Genomic DNA, 21,093 nt, shown 5'->3' with positions numbered 1-21,093 from the left:
GCGCACCGTAAACGAATTGCGAACCCGTCAGGTGGCAGCATCCTCAAGCCTGGCAAGGGTTTCTTCGCGCCCCAGAACCAGCATCATGTCAAAGACAGAAGGCGTCACGGCCCGGCCCGCAAGCGCCGCCCGCAAAGGCCCCGCCAACTTGCCGAATTTCGTGTCCTGTGCCGCAGCAAAATCGTTCAGGACCGCCTCCAGAGTGTCACGTTCCCACCTAACGGTTTGCAGCTGCGGCGTCAATTGGCTCAGTATACCACGGGATACCGGATCAAGCGCCTTGGCTGCTTTTTCATCTGGCGTGATCGGGCGCGAAGTTAGGGAAAAGTGCGCCTTTTCAAGTAAATCAGGGAAGGTCTTGGCGCGTTCCTTGACGAAGGGCAGCGCCTTGAGCAGCATGTCCTGCTGTGAAATTGTGATCGGATCCATGTCCGCGGCGGCCAGAAAGGCGATGATCTCGCGCTGCAATGCAGCGTCATCCGCCTGTGCCATGTGCTGACCACACAAGGATTCCAGCTTCTTGACGTCGAAACGGGCGGGGCTTTTGCCGATCCCACCCAGATCGAACCAGTCGCGCGCCTGCGCGTCGGTAAAGAATTCGTCGTCCCCGTGGCTCCAGCCCAGACGCGCCAGATAGTTGCGCATGCCCGCCGCCGGGTAGCCCATCGCCTGATATTCCTGTGCGCCGAGTGCGCCATGGCGTTTCGACAGTTTCTTGCCATCGGCGCCGTGGATCAGCGGGATATGCGCCCAGACGGGCACACCCCATTCCATCGCGTCATAGATCATCATCTGGCGTGCGGCGTTGTTGAGGTGGTCATCGCCGCGGATCACGTGGGTGACGCCCATGTCATGGTCGTCCACCACCACCGCCAGCATGTAGACCGGCGTGCCGTCCGCGCGCAGCATGACCATGTCGTCCAGCTGGTCGTTGCGGATGGTCACATCGCCCTGCACCGCGTCGCGGATCACCGTCTCGCCGTCCTGCGGGGCCTTGATCCGGACCACGTAGGGCGCGTCAGGGTGCGTGGCAGGATCCGCGTCACGCCAAGGCGAACGATAGAGGGTCGAACGCCCTTCGGCGCGGGCGGCCTCGCGGAAGGCGGCGATTTCCTCTTGCGTGGCAAAGCACTTATAGGCCTTGCCTTGTGCCAGCAGCTGATTGGCGACCTCTGCGTGACGGTCGGCGCGGTCGAACTGGCTGATGACCTCGCCGTCATGGTCGAGACCCAGCCATGCCATTCCGTCCAGAATGGCCTGCGTCGCCTCGGGCGTGGAGCGGGCGCGGTCCGTGTCCTCGATCCGCAGCAGGAACGTGCCGCCACGACCGCGGGCAAACAGCCAGTTGAACAGCGCGGTCCGCGCGCCGCCGATATGCAGAAAGCCGGTGGGCGAGGGCGCGAAACGGGTGACGACGGCCTGGGTCATGGGGGCACATTTACCTTTGCTTAACCAAGAAGGGACTACGGTTTCGGCTCCTGATACTCACCAAGGACGACAGGGGCAAGCATGGGCCTTGGGCTGCGCGTCTCAGAGGTGTTTCTGCATCAACGGGGCAGCCTGTTTGGCTGGTTGCCCGTGGGCATGGCCACGGGTGTGGCCCTGTTTTTCGCGATGCGGTTCGAACCGGGTGTTGCGCAGATTGCGCTGGTGGCGGCGGGCGGTGTCTGGGCCGCGCTGGCGGCGTGGCGTCTGGACGAACGTGTGTCGCCGCTGCCGGTGTTTGTGGCGATGGTTGCACTTGGTTTTGTCGTGGCGGGGGTGCGGGCGCATCAGGTGGCGGGGCCGGTGCTGGACTGGCGGTATTACGGCGCGGTCGAGGGGCGTATTGTGGGCATGGACCGCAGCGGGTCGGACGCCGTGCGCCTGACGCTGGACCGGGTCAAGCTGGACCGCGTGGCCCCGTTCGAGACGCCGACACGGGTGCGGATTTCGCTGCATGGCGATGCGGATCTGGGGGTGGCGCCGGAACCGGGATTGCGAGTGATGACGACCGCCCATTTGGGCCCTCCGGGCGGGCCGGTGGAGCCGGGCGGCTTTGACTTTCAGCGCCACGCGTGGTTCGCGCGACTGGGGGCGGTGGGCTATACCCGTGTGCCGCTGGTCGCGATAAGCGCCGCGGAGTTTGACCTGCGCCAGACCGTGTTCCGCATCCGAATGACTGCGTCGGCCCGCGTGCGCGCGGCACTGCCGGGCGATGTCGGTGGCTTTGCCGCCGCCGTCACGACGGGCGACCGCAGCGGGATCAGCCAGGACGGTCTGGACGACCTGCGCGCCTCCAACACCGCGCACCTGCTGGCCATTTCGGGGCTGCATATGGGGCTGCTCAGCGGATTTGTCTTTGGGCTTTTGCGGCTGATCTTTGCGCTGATCCCGGTCGTGGCGCTGTCCTGGCCTGCGCGCAAGCTGGCGGCGGCGGGTGCGCTGGTGGCGGCGTCAGTCTATCTGGCGCTGTCGGGGGGCAATGTCGCCACGGAACGCGCGTTCATCATGGTCGCGGTCGCCCTGTGCGCGATCATGGTCAACCGCCGTGCCCTGAGCCTGCGGGCGGTGGCGATTGCGGCGATGATCGTGCTGCTGTTGCGGCCCGAGGCGCTGATGGGGCCGGGGTTCCAGATGTCCTTTGCCGCCACGACGGCGCTGGTGGCGGTGTTCGGCTGGATGCGCGATGCGCAATGGACGCCGGGGCCGCGCTGGATCCAGCCCGCGATGGGGGTGGTGATTTCGTCGGCGGTGGCGGGGCTGGCCACGTCGCCCATCGGGGCCGCGCATTTCAACACCATGGCGCATTATGGCATTTTCGCGAACCTGGCGAGCGTGCCGCTGATGGGGGCCATCGTAATCCCGGCGGCGGTGCTGGCACTGGCGCTGGCCCCGTTCGGGGCCGAGATCGTGGGGCTGTGGATCATGGGGCTGGGCCTTCAGTGGATCCTGTGGGTGGCGGATTTCGTGTCGGGCCTTGAGGGTGCCCGTGGGTACGTGACGGGGCCGCAGCCCTGGGTGTTGCCGGTCATGGCGCTTGGTGCGCTGTTTGTGATCCTGTGGCAGGGGCGCGCGCGGTGGGCCGGGACGGCCGTGATCGCCGCCGCATTGCTGGGCTGGCAGGTGGGGGACCGGCCCGCGGTTCTGGTGGCTGATACCGGCGGTCTGGTTGGCGTGATGACGCCCGAAGGCCGGGCGCTCAGCAAACCCAAGGGGGCGGGGTTCGTAGCGCGCAACTGGCTGGAGAACGACGGCGACGGCGTCGATCAGGCGCAGGCGGCGGCGCGGTGGTCTGGCGGGGATGTCACAGGGCTGCGCGTCGTGCACCTCACGGGCAAACGCGCGGCAGCCGCATTTGACGGCTGCGCGCCCGGCGAGGTGGTGGTCACAAACGCCAAGCTGCCCGCGATCCGGGATCTGCCCTGTCTGGTGCTGGACCCCGCGACGCTGCGCAAGACCGGTGCGGTGGCAGTGGTGGCGCAGGGGGACCAGCTGCGCCTGGTCACGGCGCGGGCCGTGGCGGGGGACAGGATGTGGTCCGGCTGGGCGCGGCACGCGGCCCCCGATCTGAAACTGGGGCCACTGACCGAGACCTTGGCCGCGCAGGCCCTGCGTCCTTGACAGGTGCGGATCATCTCGCAGAGCATGCTCTGCATCTTAAGCTGTCCCAAGGGGGAAGAAGAGGTCCGGCCAGGCGCGGCCCCCGATCTGAAACCGGGGTCACCGTCTGAGACGTTGGCCGTGCGGATCGCGCGCCCTGAGTAGATGCAGATCAGCTCGCTTGTCCGGCACCCGAACGTGTCCCAAAGGGACGAGCGTTACAGCCAGACGCGGCCCCCCGATCTGAAGCCGGGGCCGCTGTCCGAGACCTTGGCCGCGCAGGCCCTGCGTCCTCAATACGTGCGGATCAGCCCGACCAGCTTGCCCTGCACCTTGACATGACCCACAGGGAACACGCGGGTCTCATAGGCGGGGTTGGCCGCCTCGAGCGCGATGGTGTCGCCCTTGCGCATATAGCGTTTCAGCGTGGCCTCGTGATCCTCGACCAGTGCGACGACGATGTCTCCATTGTCCACGGCAGAGGTTTCGCGGATGACCACGACGTCGCCGTCATTGATGCCCGCGTCGATCATCGAGTCGCCCTTGACCTCGAGCGCATAATGCTCACCCTTGCCGCTGAGCATCTGGCCGGGCACGGCCACGGAATGCGACACTTCGGAAATGGCAGAGATCGGCACACCGGCGGCGATCCGGCCCATCACGGGCAGTTCGACCGCATGCGCCGCCTCGACCGTCTGGGCGGCGGCGGGGGGTGGGACGTCGGGGCGGTCGCCATCGATGACGCGGGGGGTAAAGCCGCCCATGCTATCGGGCAGGCGCACCACCTCGATGGCGCGGGCGCGGTGCGCCAGACGCCGGATAAAGCCGCGTTCCTCAAGGGCCGTGATCAGACGGTGAATGCCGGACTTAGACCGCAGGTCCAGCGCCTCTTTCATCTCATCAAAGCTGGGCGGGACGCCGTCCCGCTGGACACGTTTGTGAATGAATTGCAGTAGATCCAGCTGCTTTTTCGTCAGCATGCTCCGTCCTCCGTTGGCCGTTACCAATTGCGTTGGTTTGGGTTTGTTCTACGGACGTTCTTGTTTTGTGTCAACAGTCAGTCGAGCGGGATGACATCCACCGGCGTGCCCGCGTCTTGGGCGGGCGCATGGGGCGGGCGCACGATAAGCGCGTTGGACCGCGCGAGCACGGTCAGAAGCGAGCTGTCCTGTGCGCCTGCGTCACGCACGGTGCCCCCCTCGATCACGGCGCGCATATAGTGTTCGCGTGGGCCGTTCTGGCCCAGCGGTGCGGCCAGCGGCATCGATGTGCGCGGCATCGCCGCCTGTCCAAGGCCCAGCATCGCCGACAGCATCGGTTGCAGGAACACGGTGCCGCAGACCATGGCAGAGACCGGATTGCCCGGCAGGCCCACCATGGGTGTGCCGTTCAGACGGCCTGCCATCAGCGGTTTGCCGGGGCGCATGGCGACCTTGTAGAAGGACTGGTCCATGCCCATTTCGGCGGCGACATGGGCCACGAGGTCGTGGTCACCCACGGACGCCCCGCCGATGGTGACGATCAGGTCGGCCCCCTGCGCCAGCTCAAACGCAGTGCTCAGCGACGATGCGGTGTCGCGCGCGATGGGCATCATCCGTGCAACCGCGCCGAACCGTTCCAGCATCGCGGCCAGACCAAAGGTGTTGGAGGCGATGATCTGGTCCGGGCCCGGTGCCTCACCCGGTTGCACCAACTCGTCACCCGTGGCCATCAGTGCCACGACTGGCGCGCGGCGGACGGGCACCTGGGCGATGTTCATGGCCGCCAGCAGCGCCACGTCGCCCGGTGTCAGCCGCCGGGCTGCGTCCATCTGCATGCCCGCCGCGAAATCGACGCCGGCGGGGCGGATGTTGCCCTTGGGGCCGGGATCGGCGGTGATGGCGATCAGGTCGCCGGTGCGGGTCACGTCCTCCTGGATCACGACCTTGTCGGCACCATCGGGTACCGGCGCGCCGGTAAAGATGCGCACCGCCTGACCGGCACCCAGCGTCCCTGTCCAGCGATGTCCGGCGGAAGATTCCCCCACAACTTTGAACTGCGCGTGCAGGTCGGCCTCGATGGATTTGAGCGCGTAGCCGTCCATGGACGATGCGGCAAAGGGCGGTTGCGTGCGCTGTGCGGTGACCGGTTCGGCCAGCACGCGGCCCGCGGCGGCACGCAGGGGCACGACCTCGACCGGCAGCGGGTCGGCCAGCGCAAAGAGGTGATCAAGGGCGGTGTCGACCGGGATCATGGGGCCTCGAAACGCCCGGATTTGCCGCCATCCTTGAGCCGGACGTGGATGCCGCCGATCTCCATGTGCTTGTCCACGGCCTTGGCCATGTCATAGACGGTCAGCGCGCAGGTGCTGGCGGCGGTCAGCGCCTCCATCTCCACCCCGGTCTGGCCCGTGGTCTTGACCGTTGCGGTGATGCGCAGGCCCGGCAGGGCGGGATCGCGGTCGATCTCGACCCCGACCTTGGTGATGGGCAGTGGATGGCACAGCGGGATCAGGTCCGCCGTCCGCTTGGCCGCCATGATCCCGGCCAGCCGCGCCACGCCGATCACGTCGCCTTTCTTAGCCGTGCCTTTAGTAATGATTTCAAGCGTTTCCGGCGACATCTTGATCCACGCGGCGGCCACGGCCACACGGTCGGTCACGTCCTTGTCGGACACATCGACCATATGTGCGGCCCCGGCGGCATCGAAATGGGTGAGCGCCATCTACATGCCCCCGCCGGACACGAGCGGATTGGCCAGCAGGGTGCGCGTGGCCCCGGCCACATCGTCCTGCCGCATCAGGCTTTCCCCGATCAGGAAGGTGCGCGCGCCGTACATCGCGAGATCGGCCAGATCGGCGGGGGTGTTCAGCCCGCTTTCGGCAACGATGGTGCGGTCGGCGGGCACGCGCTTGGACAGGGTGCGGGTGGTGTCGAGCGTCACGTCAAAGGTCTTGAGATTGCGGTTGTTGATGCCCATCAGCGGGCTTTTGAGGAGGGCGGCGCGGTCCAGTTCTTCTGCGTCATGCACCTCGAGCAGGACATCCATGCCCCAGCCGTGGGCCGCGTCCTCCAGCTCTGCCGCCTGGGCGTCACTGACGGAGGCCATGATGATCAGGATGCAGTCGGCCCCAAGCGCGCGGGCCTCGGCCACCTGATAGGTGTCGTACATGAAATCCTTGCGCAGGCAGGGCAGGTCGCAGGCTGCGCGTGCGTCCGTCAGAAACTGTTTCGCGCCCTGAAAGCTGGGCGTGTCGGTCAGGATCGACAGACAGGTGGCGCCCCCCTCTGCATAGGCCTGGGCGAGGGATGCGGGGTCGAAATCGGCGCGGATCAGACCCTTGGACGGGCTGGCCTTCTTGATCTCGGCGATCAGGCCGTAGCCTTCGCGGTTTGCGTATTGCAGCGCCTGGGCAAAGGGGCGGATGGGGCCGGCGCCCTGGGCTTCGGCTTCTACGGCCTCGAGGGGTTTCGCGGCCTTGTCGGCGGCGATTTCGTCGAGCTTGTAGGCCTTGATTTTGTCGAGGATCGTGTCTGTCATATGGTGCGCTTTTTGTCTGGCCGTGGGACCGAGGGGCCAGCCCCTCGTGCTCCCCGGGATATTTGGAGCCAAGAGAAGGGTTTACCCTGCTCTTTGGGTGATCTCGGCGACGGCCTTTATCTTGGCTTTTGCCGCGCCACTGTCGATACTTTCGGCGGCTTGGGCAACGCCGTCCTTGAGGTCGGTCGCGTGGCCTGCGACCTTGAGGGCAGCGGCGGCGTTGAGCAGGACCGCGTCACGGTAAGCGCCGGGCGCGCCGTCCAGCAGTGCGGTAAACGCCTGCGCGTTTTGCTCTGGCGTGCCGCCGACGATGTCCTCGAACGGATGCACGGGCAGGCCTGCGTCCTCGGGGTGCACCTCGAACTCACTCACTGCGCCGTTGTCCAGCGCCGAGACCCAGGAGACGCCCGTGATCGTCAGCTCGTCCGTGCCGTCGGAGCCGTGGACGAGCCACGCGGCCTCGGATCCCAGTTGCCCCAGAGTTTCGGCCATCGGGCGGATCAGGTCGCGGCGGTAGGCCCCCGTGAGCTGCCGTTTGACGCCTGCGGGGTTGGTCAGGGGGCCCAGGATGTTGAAGATCGTGCGCGTGCCCAGTTCTGCGCGGGTGGGCATCACGTGGGCAATCGCAGGGTGGTGCATGGGCGCCATCATGAAGCCGATGCCGGCCTGGGCCAGTGCCGCCTCGACCACGGGCGCGCCGACCATGACGTTGATCCCCATCTGGGTCAGCGCATCGGCCGCGCCGGATTTGGAACTGAGGTTGCGGTTGCCGTGTTTTGCGACCGGGACGCCTGCACCCGCGACGACAAAGGCGGTGGCGGTCGAGATGTTCAGCGTGCCCTTGCCATCCCCACCGGTGCCCACGATGTCCATGGCCCCTTCGGGCGCGGACACGGCGTTGCACTTGGCGCGCATGACAGCTGCGGCGGCGGCGTATTCGTCCACCGTCTCGCCCCGCGTGCGCAATGCCATGAGGAGCCCGCCGATCTGGCTGGGCGTGGCTTCGCCGTCAAAGAGGATCTGGAACGCCGCCTCGGCCTGCGTGCGGGTCAGCGGACCGTTCGCGGCGGCATCGATCAGGGGTTTCAGCGCGTCGCTCATGCCGCCACCGGCATCAGGTCGACGAAGTTCTTCAGCAGCGCGTGGCCGTGTTCGGAGCGGATGCTTTCGGGGTGGAACTGCACGCCGTGGATCGGCAATGCGCGGTGCGACAGGCCCATGATGGTGCCGTCCTCGACCTCTGCCGTGATCTCGAGGCAGTCGGGCAGGCTGTCGCGGTCAACGGTCAGGGAATGGTAGCGGGTGGCCTCGAACGGGCTGGGCAGCCCGGCAAAGACGCCGCGCCCCGCGTGGGACATGGTGCCCAGTTTGCCGTGCACGATGTCGGGGGCGCGCACGACCTTGCCGCCAAAGGCCTGGCCGATGGTCTGGTGGCCGAGGCACACGCCCATCAGCGGTGTGCGCGTTTCGGCGGCGGCGGCAGTAAGGGCCAGGCAAATGCCTGCCTGATCGGGGTCACATGGGCCGGGGGACAGCAGGATCCCGTCGGGCCGCATCGCCATCGCCTCCTGGACATTCAACGCATCGTTGCGCCGGACGACGACATCTGCCCCCAATTCCCCCAGATAATGGACAAGGTTGTAGGTAAAACTGTCATAATTATCGATCAGCAGCAGCATCGCGAAATCTCGTGTTCCAAGGGGGGCCTTTGGCCCGTATAGTTGGGGCCATACATGTTCAGGCTTGTTCGCCAGCGTCAAGGGGCGCTGGGGTGGCGGCGGAGCATGACGGGCATGTGGGGCACATCGCAAAGCGGGGCCTCGCGCACAGGCGGAGAGTGGGACATGGCACGGGGATTTTTGAGCGGCGTTCTTGTCGGGGGCGTGGTCAGTGTTGTGGGTGCGGGTGTCGCATCCGTGGTGGCCGATGGCCCGTTCCGGCCCGAGGCGGAGGTGACGGCCCCTGCGGGCACAACGGCACCTGCGGCCGGAGACACGACGACGGCGTCGGCGGTGACTGATGCGGATCTGGTGCGTGACGGCGATGCGCCGCAAGTGGCGTCGCCCGGCATTGATGACGTGTCCGCGGCAGAGAATGCAGGGGCCGACACACCGACCGTTCCGGAAACCGGCGGGGCGGATGCTCTGTCTGATCCAGCGGCTGCGGCGGATGCGGGCGGCGTGGCGCTGGACACGGATGCCCCGGTGCAACCCGGCGCGCCATCCGACGCGCCCGCGGTGCCCGGTTCCGAAACCGAGCTTTCCATTTCAACCGAGCCTGCGCAGCCTGCCGCGCCCACTGTGCCCGACACGTCCGGTGCCTTTGCGCCGAGCGCGGGCGACGCGCCAGAGGTGCCGGGCAGCGAAGCGCCTGCGCCGGATACAGGCCAGGCCAGCACCGCGCCCGAGGAACCCGACGTGGCCGTGGCACCGGCGCAGCCCGACACGCCCGCACCGCAGCCCGACGTAGTCGCCGCCTTGCCCGAACCGCGTGCCGAAGGGCGACCGACCATCGGCACACCTGCGGGGTCACTGGTGGATCGCACGCCGACCGTGCCGGGCACCGAGGCACCTGAGACGCCCGATGTGGCGCCGGATGCGCCACCGATCGTGGCCTTTGCCACACCGTTCGAGAACCCGGATGACAAACCGCTGATGTCCATTGTCCTGATCGACAGCGGCGTCGACCTGAGCGGTGGCCCGGTGGGGCCGACAGCCTTGCAGAGCTTTCCCTATCCGCTGACCTTTGCGGTGGACGTGACATTGCCGGACAGTGCGGCGCGGATGGCAGAGTACCGGGCGCAGGGGTTCGAGGTCATGGCGCTGGTCGACCTGCCACAGGGGGCCACGGCCAGCGATACGGAAGTCGCGATGCAGGCCGCGCTTGCCGCCGCACCCGAAGCGGTGGCGGTGATGGAGGGACCCGGCTCCGGCGTGCAGGGCACGCGCGAGGCCTCTGACCAGGTGACCGAAGCGGTGCTGGCCTCGGGCCACGGGCTGGTGCTGCAATCCAAGGGATTGAACACCGCGCAAAAGCTGGCGGCCCGTGCGGGTGTGCCTGCGGGGCTGGTGTTCCGAGATTTCGACAGCGCCGATCAGACCCCGACCGTGATCCGGCGGTTTCTGGATCAGGCGGCCTTTCGCGCCGGGCAGGAGGGCGGCGTGATCATGGTGGGCCGGGTGCGGCCTGACACGATCTCGGCCTTGCTGCTGTGGGGGTTGCAGGACCGGGCAGAGCGCGTGGCGCTGGCACCTGTGTCGGCGGTTCTGACGACGCTGAACGGCGATCCTTAGGCGCGTCAGATAATCTCGTCTTCGTCAAAGAGCGGGTCGGCCTCGAGCTGTGCCGTCAGGGCGTCGACCGTGTCCTCGTCCGCCTTGGGGCTGAGGGCCGCGAGGTGGAACACCGCGTCGCCCTCGTTCACGACCGGCAGGACCGCACGCCCGATGAGGATGCCCGCATCGGGGGCCGTCAGCTCGGTTTCCGTGTCGCCCGAAGGGTCGGAGACGGCGGCCAGGACCTCGCCCGCCTCCACGATATCGCCTTCGGCGCGAAAGGTGCGCAAGAGCCCGCCCACGGGCGCGCGCAGCCACGTCGACGACCGGCAGATCAGAGAGGGTGCGCGGGCCTTGGCGATGCCCTTGGCGGCCAGCATGTCCTGATCGCGCATCACGCGCAGGATGCCCGCCACGCCCACGCGCACCGCAAATTCGTCAAAGCGCAGCCCTTCGCCCGCCTCGTAGAGCAGGATGGGCGTGCCGCGTTCCGCGGCCTCGCCACGCAGGGATCCGTCGCGCAGGGGGGATGTCAGGATTACCGGCGCGCCAAAGGCGCGGGCCATGCGTGCGGTGGTCGTGTCGCCGGGGGTCACGCGGATCTGCGGCAGATTGGTGCGGTGTTCCGCCGCCGAATGCAGGTCGATTCCGAAATCGCAGCGCAGCACGACCTCGTGCAAAAAGATATGCGCCAGCCGCGAGCCGAGCGATCCCTTGGACGAGCCGGGAAAGCAACGGTTGAGGTCGCGCCGGTCGGGCAGGTAGCGCGAGCGCGCAAGAAAGCCGAAGCTGTTGACCACAGGCACGACCAGAAGCGTGCCGCGCAGGTTTTCCAGTTGCGGTGTGCGCAACAGGCGGCGCACGATCTCGACCCCGATGACCTCATCCCCGTGCACGGCGGCACTGACGAACATGGTGGGGCCGGGGCGCTTGCCGTGGATCACCTCGACGCGCAGGTTGATGGGGGTGTGATCGGGCAGGGCAGAAACGGGCAGCGGTACGCTGGCGCGCGTGCCTGGGGCGACCTGCGTGTCACCAATGGAAAAGGGCGCGCGGGTCGTGCGCGGCGTCACGTATTGCCCCCGCCAAAGCGCGCGGCATCCGCCGCCGCCCGCCGGATGGCACCGGCCTTGTGCACCGTTTCCATGAATTCGGCCTCGGGATCGCTGTCATAAACGACGCCGCCTCCGGCCTGAATATAGAGCTTTTGATCCTGCACCACGGCGGTGCGCAGGGCGATGCACATGTCCATGTCGCCGCCTGCGCTGAAATAGCCGACGCCGCCACCATAGACGCCGCGCTTTTCCGGCTCCAACTCGTCGATGATCTCCATCGCGCGGACCTTGGGCGCGCCGGACACGGTGCCCGCAGGCATGCCCGCAAAAAACGCATCCAGCGCGTCCTTGCCCGTCGCCAGTTCGCCCACGACGTTGGACACGATGTGCATCACGTGGCTATAGCGTTCGACGATGAATTCCTCGGTTGGACGCACGGTGCCGATCTTGGCCACGCGGCCCACATCGTTGCGGCCCAGATCCAGCAGCATGAGATGCTCGGCCAGTTCCTTCTTGTCGGCCAGCAGATCCGCCTCGAGCGCATTGTCCTTTTCGGGGGTGTCCCCGCGGGGACGGGTGCCCGCGATGGGCCGGATGGTGATCTCGTTGCCGAAGACGCGGACCAGAATCTCGGGGCTGGCACCGATCACCTGAAAGCCGCCGAAATTGAAATAGAACATGAAGGGCGAGGGGTTGGTACGCCGCAGGCTGCGATAGAGCGCAAAGGGCGGTTCGCGGAACTCTTGCGTCCAGCGCTGCGCCGGGACCACCTGAAAGATATCGCCCGCCTTGATATAGTCGCGCGCCTTTTCCACGGCAGCCTTGTAGGCGGGCTTGGTAAAGTTCGAAACGGGGTCCGCCACGGGTGCTGCATCGCCCAGATCGCGGGTTTCCATGGGCATCGCGCGTTCCAGATCGCGCACCGCGTCCATCACTCTTTCGGCGGCCTGCGCATAGGCTGCGCGCGCCGATTGCCCGTCGCTGACCCATGCGGGCGAGACCACGGTGACCTCGCCCTTGACCCCGTCAAGCACCGCGATGACCGACGGGCGCAGCATGACCGCATCGGGCAGGCCCAGCGGGTCGGGATTGATGTCGGGCAGGTGTTCGACAAGGCGGATCATGTCATAGCCCAGATAGCCGAACAGCCCCGCTGCCGCCTGCGGCAGGTCGGCGGGCAGGTCAATCCGGCTTTCGTCAATCAGGTCCCGCAGCACGTCGAGCGGGTTGCCGGGCACGTCCTCGAACGCATCGGCGTCATAGCGGGCGGTGCGGTTGATGGCGGAGGTCTCGCCCCGGCAGCGCCACACCAGATCCGGCTTCATCCCGATGATGGAATAGCGCCCGCGCACCTCGCCGCCGGTCACGGATTCCAGCACAAAGGCGTCCTTTTGCGCGCCGGTGAGCTTGAGCATCAGCGACACGGGCGTGTCGAGATCAGCGGCCAGACGGGTATAGACGATCTGGTTCCTGCCCGCCGCATAGTCGCTGGCAAAGGCGTCAAAGTCGGGGACGAGGGCCATCAGGGAAAGTTCACATGCACGGCGTCAAGCGCCTGTTGGTTGATCTGCGGACCGGCGCGCAGCACCACGTCCTCGCCAAAGAGGTTGAAGAGTTCAGCGGCCACCAGTTGACCGATTTCGCGGCTGAGGGCGGCGGTCTCTTCCTGCGCTTCCGCGTCGTTTTCGATGTCGTTGATCCCGTCCAGACGGACGATCATCACCGCGCCGAAGCCGTCGACGACACGCACCTCACCGGGCTCCATTTCGAACACGGTCTGCATGAAGATCGGCGGCGTGCCCTGAATAAATGCGCTGCGGTCCTGATCGGTTTCGACAATGGAATCGAGCGCTTGCGACGCAAAGCTGTCGCCTGCCTCAAGCGCGGGCAGCACGGTGGCGACCTGCGCGGTCAGACGTTCCTGCGTCTGTTCGGCGCTCCAGTTGGTGCGCACCGCGTCCGCCACGTTCTCAAATGGCGCGGGGCGGGGCGGCAACGTCTCTTCGAGGCGCATGGCGACGATCCCGCCATCGTCGAGCGTGATGATCTCGGGGAAATCGTTGTCGGTCAGGTCGCGCGCGGCGGAGCGGAAATCGTCATAGGCGGCGATGTCGTCGCCCACTGCCGGATACCAGTCGATCGTGCCCAGCTGCATATCCGTTTCCGCGTCCAGTTCCTCAAGCGTGGCGCCACCGGCCAGCAGATTGTCGAATTCCTCGGCCTGAAAGGCGACCTGACGGCGCGCGGCATCCAGTGCCAGATCCTGACGCAGTTGCGGCTGTGCCTCTTCGAACGTGGTCCTTTGCGCGGGCAGGACAGCGTTCACGCGGAACAGCGCAGGGCCCAGCGACGAGGGCAGCGGTCCGACCACGTCGCCCACGGAGGCGTTGAACACGGCCTCGCCCGCGGCATCCAGTTCCAGCCGCGTCACATCGCCCAGATCCACATCGCCCAGCGACAGGCCCCGGTCCTGCACCAGCGCCTCGAAGGTGGTGCCGCCAACCTCAAGCTGGGCCGCAGCGCGGTCCGCTGCCTCGGCATCCAGATAGACCAGACGTTCGACCAGACGCCGTTCCGGGGTGTTATACAGATCCGCCCGCGCCTCGTATTCGGCGCGCAACGTGTCTTCGGCCACCTCGACGGTATCAAGGATCATGTCAGGCAAGAGCGACGCATAGGTGATGCGCTTGGTCTCGGGCAGTTGGTAGTCGCCAAGATTGGCCTCGTAATAGGCGCGCAACATGTCGTCCGTTGGGGTCGGCAAAGGCTCGGTCAGGTCGGCTTCTGACAGGCTGACCCAGGTGAAATCGCGCGTCTCGCCAAGGAATGACACAAGTGTGCGGGCATAGGTGTCGGGCATGGTGACCCCGGACATGATCGCACCCTGCAAGAGGGAACGGGCGACTTCCTCGCGCAGCTGTGTTTCGAACTGCGCCTCGCTGGTGCCCGACTGTTCAAGCGCAAAGCGGTAGGCGTCGCGGTCAAAGCTGCCGTCGAGGCCGCGGAAGCTGGGGATGTTGAGGATCTCGTCGCGCAGGGTCGCGTCGCCGACGCTCAGCCCCATCTGCTCGGCCTCGTGATCGAGTGCGCGTGCGCGCACCATCTGCGACAGCACCGCCTGATCCAGACCGATGGCCTGGGCCCGGGCAAAGGTCAGCTGGCTGCCGGTCTGTTGGCTGACGGCCTGGATTTCCTGTTGCAGGGTGCGGGCATAGTCCTGGATGTCGATATGCTTGTCGCCGACTTGCCCGATGGTGCGGATGGTCCCGCTCAGGTTGGTGGCACCGAACCCGCCAAGCGCAAGGATGAGCAGGCCCAGAAGGATCCAGACTGCGGTTTTCGACAGGTTGTTTGAGCCCTTGGCCATGTGCGCCCTCTCCGGGGTTGTCTTTTGGTTGCCGATGTCTATCCCCGCGCGATGTCACGGGCAAGGGCGGTTCGGATCAGAGCGCGAGCGCTGACAGCCTTGTGTAAAACGCGTCGATCCCGGCGGCATCGAGATTGGCAAAGGCAATGCGCAGCTGCGCCGCGCCGCGTGGATCGCCTTGGGGCCAGAACATGGTGCCGGGCAGGCACAAAATGCCCGCCTCCCTGACCAGCAGCGGCGCCAGATCCGCAGAGGACATATCGAACGGGTGCGTGACATAGGCGAAGTACGCGCCCAGTCCCAGCAGGGACCAGCCTTTGTCGGCGAGGCGCGGAAACCCTTCGGTGATGGCAGCGCGGCGGGCAAGGATCTCGTCCCGTTCGCCCGCGACCCACTGGCTCAGGTTCTCGACCCCCCAAAGGGCCGCATATTGGCCGATCTGGCCGGGGCAGATGGCGACCGTGTCGAGGAATTTCTCGATCTCCGCCAGTCGCGCGGGTGAGGACGCCAGCGCGCCTACGCGGTGCCCGGTCAGGCGGTAGGCCTTGGAAAAGGAGTAGAGATGGATGAACGTCTCTTCCCAGCCCGGTTGTTGGAGGAGGGGGTGCGGCGGGCCGCTGCGGCTGTCGAAGTCGCGGTAGGTTTCATCGACGATCAGAGCCACGCCATGGGCGCGCGCCAGCTCGTAGAAAGCCAGAACCAGATCGGAGGGGTATTCGACACCTGCGGGGTTGTTGGGGGTGACCAGCGCGATGGCACGGGTCCTGTCCGTGATTGCGGCGCGTGCGCTGTCCACATCCGGCAGCATGTCGTCGCCGACGGCCAGTGGCACGGCAGTGACCCCGGCCATGTCGAGCCACATCTTGTGATTGAAATACCACGGCGTCGGCAGGATTACCTCGTCGTCTTCATTACAAAGCGACGCGATGGCTGCGGCAAAAGCCTGGTTGCAGCCGGAGGTGATCGCGATGTGCTCGGCCTGCGTCTCGGCACCGTAGTGGCCATTGATCTGGGCACTGAGTGCCGCGCGCAGGGCGGGCATACCCAACACGGGGCCGTACAGATGGGCGTCGTCTCGCATCAGCGCCGCATCGGCCATGGCCTGACGCAACGCAGGCGGGGGCGGGTCGACCGGGGCGGCTTGGCTCACGTTGATCAGGGGGCGGGCTTCGGAAAATGTGACGCCTTCAATCCAGCGGCGGGCCTCCATCACCGGGGGCGGGAAGGTGGCATTGGTGCGCGTCGGGATCATGAGGCGGGTCCTGGGTCAGAGTGCGGATGCATATTTGTCGGAACAATGAAGGAAAGGAAGGACCCTCGTCTTCATTGTTCGAGAAATATGCCCGCCGGAGGCATGAAAAGTAGGAATACGGTCAGTCGGTGCCGCGATAGGGTTCGACATATTGCAGCGCCATGTCCCAGGGGAAGAATATCCACGTGTCCTGGCTGACGCCTGTAATGAAAGTATCGACCTGCGGCTCGCCTGATGGTTTGGCGTAGACGGTGGCAAAATGGGCGTTGGGATAGAGGCTGCGCACCAGTTCCAGCGTCTTGCCGCTGTCCACGAGGTCGTCGACGATCAGGACGCCGGTGCCGTCGCCCATCATTTCGGCATTCGGGGATTTCAGCACCTCGGCGTCGCGGCGCTGGTCGGCCTTGCCGCCACCGGAGTGGTAGGATTTCACGCTGATCGTGTCGACGGTGCGGATGTCCAACTCGCGGGCGACGATCATCGCCGGGGCCATGCCACCGCGCGTGATGGCAACCACAGCGCGCCAGCTGCCGGCGTCGGGGCCCTTGCCGTCGAGGCGCCAGGCCAGCGCGCGGCTGTCGCGGTGCATCTGGTCCCAGCTGACGTGGAAGCCTTTTTCGTGGGGAAGGCGGTCTGCCATGGTTATTTCTCCAGTATCAGGCGCACGCCAAGCGCACCAAGTAGGGTTGCCGCGATGCGGTCAAAGACGGGTTTCAGGCGGACATATCCGCGCCGGGCGGGACCGGAGCCAAGCACGGTGGCAAGGCAGGTATAGAACAGCAACTCGAGCACCCAGTGGTTCAGAACGATCAGCGCGATATCCGCCGCCCGCAACCCTTGCGGGAAGATCACGACGATCACCGCCGCGGCAAAAAGCATCGACTTGGGGTTGCCTGCATTGACCAGCAGGCCGGACAGGAAAGCACGGCGTCCGGGTGTCGGCGCGTCGCCCAAGGGCGCGCGCGCGTGGCGCCATGTCTGCACCGCGATCCAGATCAGATAGAGCGCGCCGCCCAGTTTCAGCGCCGTATACGTCCACGGAAACAACGTGAACACCGCCTCAAGACCCATCAGCGCCGCAAAAGTCCACAGAGCCGCCGCCGTGCCCAATCCAAAACCGGTGGCAACCCCTGCCAGCCGCCCAGACGCCACCGTCATCCGCGTGATATAGAGCATCGCGGCACCGGGCGAGGCCAGCGCCGCGAGCAGTACGACATTGAAGGCAAGGAGATCGGATCCGGTGAGGCTCATGACTTAGCCTTTTGAGATGTCGGGCGCGTCCACCGCCTTCATGCCGACCACGTGGTAGCCTGCGTCGACATGAAGGTTTTCACCCGTGGTGCCAGAGCCCAGATCGCTGAGAAGGAAGAGCGCCGAGCGGCCGACATCTTCGATGGTCACGTTGCGGCGCAATGGCGAGTTGTATTCGTTCCACTTCATGATGTAGCGGAAATCGCCGATGCCGGAGGCAGCCAGCGTCTTGATGGGCCCCGCGCTGATGGCGTTGACGCGGATGCCGTCCTTGCCCAGATCCTCGGCCAGGTATTTGACCGATGCCTCAAGGGCCGCCTTGGCCACGCCCATCACATTATAATGCGGCATGACCTGTTCGGCCCCGTAATAGGTCAGCGTCACGGCGCTGCTGCCTTGGGTCATCATCTTTTCGGCGCGCTGCATCACGGCGGTGAAGGAATAGACGGAGATGTCCATGGTCAGTGCAAAATTGTTGCGGCTCGTATCGACATAGCGGCCGCGCAATTCATTCTTGTCCGAAAAGCCGATGGCGTGGACCAGAAAATCCAGTTGGCCCCAGCGTTCCTTGAGCGCGGCAAAGAGCGCATCAATCGACGCCTCGTCGCCGACATCACAGGGCAGGACAATATCGCTGCCAAGTTGGCCGGCGAGCGGGTCCACACGCTTTTTCAACGCGTCGCCCTGATAGGAGAAGGCCAGCTCTGCGCCTGCGTCGTGCAAGGTTTTCGCGATGCCCCATGCGATGGATTTGTCGTTGGCGAGGCCCATGATCAGCCCCCGCTTGCCCGCCATCAGGTCATTTGCCATTTTATTGCCCACCCGTCCCGTGTTTCTGTCGGTCAGCTTTAGGCCATTGACATAGGCGCATCAAGAGAGCGCGGACCGGTTGAAGCTGGCGTCAGGCCGCGCTAGCTGAAGCAGGGCAGGCGACAGGAGGCGGATATGACGGACAGGGACGGAAAATTTGCGGGCGACGATCCGTTCGAGATCATCCGCGGCTGGATGCGCGAGGCGGAAGCGAGCGAGGTCAACGATCACAATGCCATTGCCCTGAGTACCGTGGACGCATCGGGCATGCCGAATGTGCGCATGGTCCTGCTCAAGGAGGTCGAAGCGGATGCGTTTGTCTTCTATACCAACTATGGCAGCGCAAAGGCGCAAGAGCTTGACCATGCGGGCAAAGCGGCCTTTGTGCTGCACTGGAAATCCTTGCGACGGCAGGTGCGGGTGCGTGGCCTGGTATCGCGGGAGGATGGCCCGCAGGCGGATGCCTATTACCGGTCGAGGTCGCTGAAGTCGCGCCTGGGTGCCTGGGCATCGGATCAAAGCCAGCCGCTCGACGGCCGGGCGTCTCTGGTGGCAAAAGTCGCCAAGGTGACAGCGCAACAGGGCACCAACCCGCAACGTCCCCCGTTCTGGGGAGGATACCGGATTGAGCCGACTGAATTGGAATTCTGGTCCGACGGGGCGTTCCGATTGCATGACCGGTTCCGCTGGCGGCGGGAAAATTCGATGCAACCGTGGCAGATTACCCGGCTTAACCCGTGAATTTCACGACGCATGAAATGCAACACTCTGGAAACACGCATTTTTTTACGGGTTGAAAACAACGTGCAAAATAGCGCAAGTGTTGGAGTGCGGCACAATACACTCAAAGAAAGACAAGGCGTGTCAGAACAGAACGGCGATACAAGCCAGGTGACGGGAACGGTCAAGTGGTTTGACCCCGTCAAAGGGTTTGGTTTTATTGTTTCGGAAACAGGCGGTCCGGACATTCTTTTGCACGTGAACGTGCTGCGTAATTTTGGCCAGTCCTCTGTTGCGGACGGGGCCGCGATTGACGTGCGCATTCAGCAAACAGAGCGCGGCGTGCAGGCTGTGGAGGTGTTGCAGATCGTGCCGCCAAGCAGTGATGTCACCGCTGGGCTGACCGATATCGCGGAACTCGACGATCATGTCGTGTCGGACGCGCCGTTGCAGCCTGGCCGCGTGAAATGGTTCGACAAGGGCAAGGGCTTTGGCTTTGCCAACGCGTTCGGTTCGGCCGAAGACGTTTTCCTGCATGTCGAAGTCCTGCGCCGCTCGGGGCTGTCGGATCTGGCACCGGGCGAAGCGCTGGCGATGCGCGTGATCGATGGCAAACGTGGCCGCATGGCAGCACAGGTGCTGGCATGGGAAGCGGCGCTGCCGCGCGACGATGACTGACATGTGGCGTACCGCGCGCAGGTTTGCGTTGTGGGTGATTGCCGCCGCCTGCATGGGCGGCGCCGCAGCGGCCGCGGACTGTCGCGAAGATACCGTATGGATTCGGGGCGCGTTCGGCGAAGCGCGGTTCAACGTCGAGATTGCAGATGATGCTGCCGAACGGGCGCAGGGTCTGATGCATCGTCCTTCCATGGCGGCATCGGCGGGAATGCTCTTTGTCTATCCACATCCTCAGCGACTGTCCTTTTGGATGCGCAACACGTTGATCGAGCTGGACATGCTGTTTGTCGACCCACAGGGGGTTGTGCAGCACATTCATCATCGCGCCATTCCGCTGGATGAAACGCCTATACCGGGCGGATCGGGCCTGACCCATGTGCTGGAGATCAACGGTGGCCTGGCCAAGCGCCTGGGCCTTGCGCCGGGGGATCAGTTGCGGCACCCGAGCTTTGAACAAACCGGCGCCGCTTGGGCGTGTTAGGTCTTTTCAATCCTGTGCGGCAAGTCTAAGAGGGGCGCACGGTCGGAGCGTGGCGCAGCCTGGTAGCGCACCTGTTTTGGGTACAGGGGGTCGGAGGTTCGAATCCTCTCGCTCCGACCAAGTTCCCGAATTCACGAATTGTCAGCGGTACCGCCGGTCGCGGCCAGCAACTGGTCCATCAGCCTGTCAAGCTCGGGCTGCTTGAAATAGATGCGGCGTGGATTGCCTGACTTCTGAACCACTTCGGCGAAGTAGGACAGCTCGACCACGACATTTCCGTCGGCCGTTGCGGTTTCTTTCTGCACAACGAGCGTCGGCGCCTCGAGCGCCCCGTCATATTGCAGCACCAGAAAGGCGGCGACATCCGGAGGTGGCAGGATGCGGCACTGGATCACGGCGCGTGACACCTGTTTCAACGTATCACCTGGCGAGTCGCAGGATGAGCGGAATGCGGCATCCAGAGGTTTGGGGGATTCTTCGAATACCGCACGGCGCACGGGCAAATCTTGTCCCGGTTCGACCAGAGTCTCTACATATTGTGGTGCGCAGGCACACAAGCCGACCAGAAACAGGAGTGAAATAGGTCGCATATAGTGCCTCGGCTTGGGGTGTTGCCCCACAACATCATATTTTCCGCAGTGCGGCAAAACCTTTCTGTCCGCGATGCGTTAACGTGTGGATAACTTGATGTGAAGCATCCACAGCCTTGGCTAAGAAGGCCCAGCCGTTGACAAAAATCCGCACATGGCCGGGGATGAATTTCGGGTCCGATATGGCCCTGTTAACCTCTTGAATCAGTGGCATCGGCCAGCGGGTCCAGCAAGCGGTTTGGTCAAGACAAAAGTTGTCAAAAAACATTTAAAATTCCGTTGACGGGTGCCCCTTCAATACGCCAGTTTGTGTGGGCCAAGCGACGCACCACAACATTTAGTGGCCAACACTAGGAGGGGCGCGCAGGGCACGAGGGACAGAAACAAACGCTACTCACAGTTGTTGTTGCGGCCAAATGCGGCGGATGTGCCGGTCTGGTTCACTGACCTTTCGTGTCGGCACATACATACGGACACCCGCAACGTCGGGATGCTCCGCCTAGGACACATGCT

Annotated in this window: 21 protein-coding genes and 1 tRNA gene; 6 read left to right on the top strand and 16 right to left on the bottom strand. The window is 65.1% G+C overall.

What is annotated here, in order from left to right; all coding sequences use genetic code 11:
• Positions 1-27 precede the first annotated feature (27 nt).
• On the bottom strand, positions 28-1,428 hold the full coding sequence (gene gltX / locus Q0949_RS07280) for a glutamate--tRNA ligase (protein ID WP_299370070.1): 1,401 nt from the start codon (positions 1,426-1,428) through the stop codon (positions 28-30).
• Positions 1,429-1,509: 81 nt separating this feature from the next.
• Here gltX and Q0949_RS07275 point away from each other — a divergent pair, with 81 nt between their 5' ends.
• A complete protein-coding gene (locus Q0949_RS07275) occupies positions 1,510-3,603 on the top strand; it encodes a ComEC/Rec2 family competence protein (protein WP_299370068.1) in 2,094 nt (697 codons plus the stop codon).
• A gap of 272 nt (positions 3,604-3,875) precedes the next feature.
• Here the strand turns inward: Q0949_RS07275 and lexA are convergent, their stop codons facing one another.
• The 6 genes from lexA to Q0949_RS07245 form a co-directional block, all read right to left on the bottom strand.
• Positions 3,876-4,562 carry a transcriptional repressor LexA gene (gene lexA / locus Q0949_RS07270; protein ID WP_299370066.1) on the bottom strand — a complete coding sequence of 229 codons (687 nt, stop codon included), beginning with the start codon at positions 4,560-4,562 and terminating at the stop codon, positions 3,876-3,878.
• Positions 4,563-4,639: 77 nt separating this feature from the next.
• Complete coding sequence (gene glp, locus Q0949_RS07265) at positions 4,640-5,815, bottom strand: gephyrin-like molybdotransferase Glp (protein WP_299370064.1); 1,176 nt, start codon at positions 5,813-5,815, stop codon at positions 4,640-4,642.
• Complete coding sequence (moaC, locus tag Q0949_RS07260; RefSeq protein WP_299370062.1) at positions 5,812-6,285, bottom strand: cyclic pyranopterin monophosphate synthase MoaC; 474 nt, start codon at positions 6,283-6,285, stop codon at positions 5,812-5,814. The genes glp and moaC overlap by 4 nt, the downstream gene beginning before the upstream one ends.
• A complete protein-coding gene (gene trpC / locus Q0949_RS07255; RefSeq protein WP_299370060.1) occupies positions 6,286-7,101 on the bottom strand; it encodes an indole-3-glycerol phosphate synthase TrpC in 816 nt (271 codons plus the stop codon). It lies immediately after the preceding gene.
• Between the two features lie 81 nt (positions 7,102-7,182).
• Entirely contained in the window at positions 7,183-8,202 is a 1,020-nt protein-coding gene (trpD, locus tag Q0949_RS07250; protein ID WP_299370058.1) for an anthranilate phosphoribosyltransferase, read from the bottom strand.
• Positions 8,199-8,780: an aminodeoxychorismate/anthranilate synthase component II gene (locus Q0949_RS07245; protein ID WP_299370056.1), complete on the bottom strand. Its 582-nt coding sequence runs from the start codon at positions 8,778-8,780 to the stop codon at positions 8,199-8,201. Before Q0949_RS07245 ends, trpD begins: the two co-directional genes overlap by 4 nt.
• A gap of 165 nt (positions 8,781-8,945) precedes the next feature.
• Here Q0949_RS07245 and Q0949_RS07240 point away from each other — a divergent pair, with 165 nt between their 5' ends.
• On the top strand, positions 8,946-10,394 hold the full coding sequence (locus tag Q0949_RS07240) for a divergent polysaccharide deacteylase family protein (protein WP_299370054.1): 1,449 nt from the start codon (positions 8,946-8,948) through the stop codon (positions 10,392-10,394).
• Positions 10,395-10,399: 5 nt separating this feature from the next.
• Here the strand turns inward: Q0949_RS07240 and Q0949_RS07235 are convergent, their stop codons facing one another.
• The 7 genes from Q0949_RS07235 to fabI form a co-directional block, all read right to left on the bottom strand.
• Positions 10,400-11,449 carry a succinylglutamate desuccinylase/aspartoacylase family protein gene (locus Q0949_RS07235; RefSeq protein ID WP_299370052.1) on the bottom strand — a complete coding sequence of 350 codons (1,050 nt, stop codon included), beginning with the start codon at positions 11,447-11,449 and terminating at the stop codon, positions 10,400-10,402.
• Complete coding sequence (gene trpE, locus Q0949_RS07230) at positions 11,446-12,954, bottom strand: anthranilate synthase component I (protein WP_299370050.1); 1,509 nt, start codon at positions 12,952-12,954, stop codon at positions 11,446-11,448. The genes Q0949_RS07235 and trpE overlap by 4 nt, the downstream gene beginning before the upstream one ends.
• Complete coding sequence (locus Q0949_RS07225; RefSeq protein ID WP_299370048.1) at positions 12,954-14,798, bottom strand: peptidylprolyl isomerase; 1,845 nt, start codon at positions 14,796-14,798, stop codon at positions 12,954-12,956. Before Q0949_RS07225 ends, trpE begins: the two co-directional genes overlap by 1 nt.
• 76 nt (positions 14,799-14,874) lie before the next feature.
• On the bottom strand, positions 14,875-16,050 hold the full coding sequence (locus tag Q0949_RS07220; RefSeq protein ID WP_299370046.1) for an aminotransferase: 1,176 nt from the start codon (positions 16,048-16,050) through the stop codon (positions 14,875-14,877).
• Between the two features lie 121 nt (positions 16,051-16,171).
• On the bottom strand, positions 16,172-16,690 hold the full coding sequence (gene gpt / locus Q0949_RS07215) for a xanthine phosphoribosyltransferase (protein ID WP_299370044.1): 519 nt from the start codon (positions 16,688-16,690) through the stop codon (positions 16,172-16,174).
• A 2-nt stretch (positions 16,691-16,692) separates the two neighbouring features.
• The gene (locus Q0949_RS07210) at positions 16,693-17,301 is read right to left on the bottom strand and encodes a LysE family transporter (RefSeq protein ID WP_299370042.1); all 609 of its coding nucleotides are present in this window, start codon (positions 17,299-17,301) and stop codon (positions 16,693-16,695) included.
• Positions 17,302-17,304: 3 nt separating this feature from the next.
• Positions 17,305-18,111 (bottom strand): enoyl-ACP reductase FabI, encoded by an 807-nt coding sequence (gene fabI / locus Q0949_RS07205; RefSeq protein ID WP_299370040.1) that lies wholly within the window; start codon positions 18,109-18,111, stop codon positions 17,305-17,307.
• 105 nt (positions 18,112-18,216) lie between these two features.
• On the opposite strand from fabI, the gene pdxH reads away from it, so the two are divergent.
• From pdxH to Q0949_RS07185, 4 genes are all read left to right on the top strand, one after another.
• Positions 18,217-18,852 carry a pyridoxamine 5'-phosphate oxidase gene (gene pdxH, locus Q0949_RS07200; RefSeq protein ID WP_299370839.1) on the top strand — a complete coding sequence of 212 codons (636 nt, stop codon included), beginning with the start codon at positions 18,217-18,219 and terminating at the stop codon, positions 18,850-18,852.
• 120 nt (positions 18,853-18,972) lie between these two features.
• A complete protein-coding gene (locus Q0949_RS07195; protein ID WP_299370038.1) occupies positions 18,973-19,509 on the top strand; it encodes a cold-shock protein in 537 nt (178 codons plus the stop codon).
• Positions 19,510-19,561: 52 nt separating this feature from the next.
• Positions 19,562-19,990 (top strand): DUF192 domain-containing protein, encoded by a 429-nt coding sequence (locus Q0949_RS07190; RefSeq protein ID WP_299370837.1) that lies wholly within the window; start codon positions 19,562-19,564, stop codon positions 19,988-19,990.
• A gap of 43 nt (positions 19,991-20,033) precedes the next feature.
• A tRNA-Pro gene (locus tag Q0949_RS07185) sits at positions 20,034-20,110 on the top strand.
• Positions 20,111-20,121: 11 nt separating this feature from the next.
• Here the strand turns inward: Q0949_RS07185 and Q0949_RS07180 are convergent.
• Positions 20,122-20,406 carry a hypothetical protein gene (locus tag Q0949_RS07180; protein WP_299370035.1) on the bottom strand — a complete coding sequence of 95 codons (285 nt, stop codon included), beginning with the start codon at positions 20,404-20,406 and terminating at the stop codon, positions 20,122-20,124.
• 208 nt (positions 20,407-20,614) lie between these two features.
• Positions 20,615-20,848 carry a hypothetical protein gene (locus tag Q0949_RS07175; RefSeq protein WP_299370033.1) on the bottom strand — a complete coding sequence of 78 codons (234 nt, stop codon included), beginning with the start codon at positions 20,846-20,848 and terminating at the stop codon, positions 20,615-20,617.
• Positions 20,849-21,093 lie beyond the last annotated feature (245 nt).

The sequence above is a fragment of the uncultured Tateyamaria sp. genome, from assembly GCF_947487805.1.
GTDB lineage: Bacteria > Pseudomonadota > Alphaproteobacteria > Rhodobacterales > Rhodobacteraceae > Tateyamaria.
Note: the sequence above shows the minus strand (reverse complement) of the source record. Positions and strands in the feature narration are given on the sequence as shown.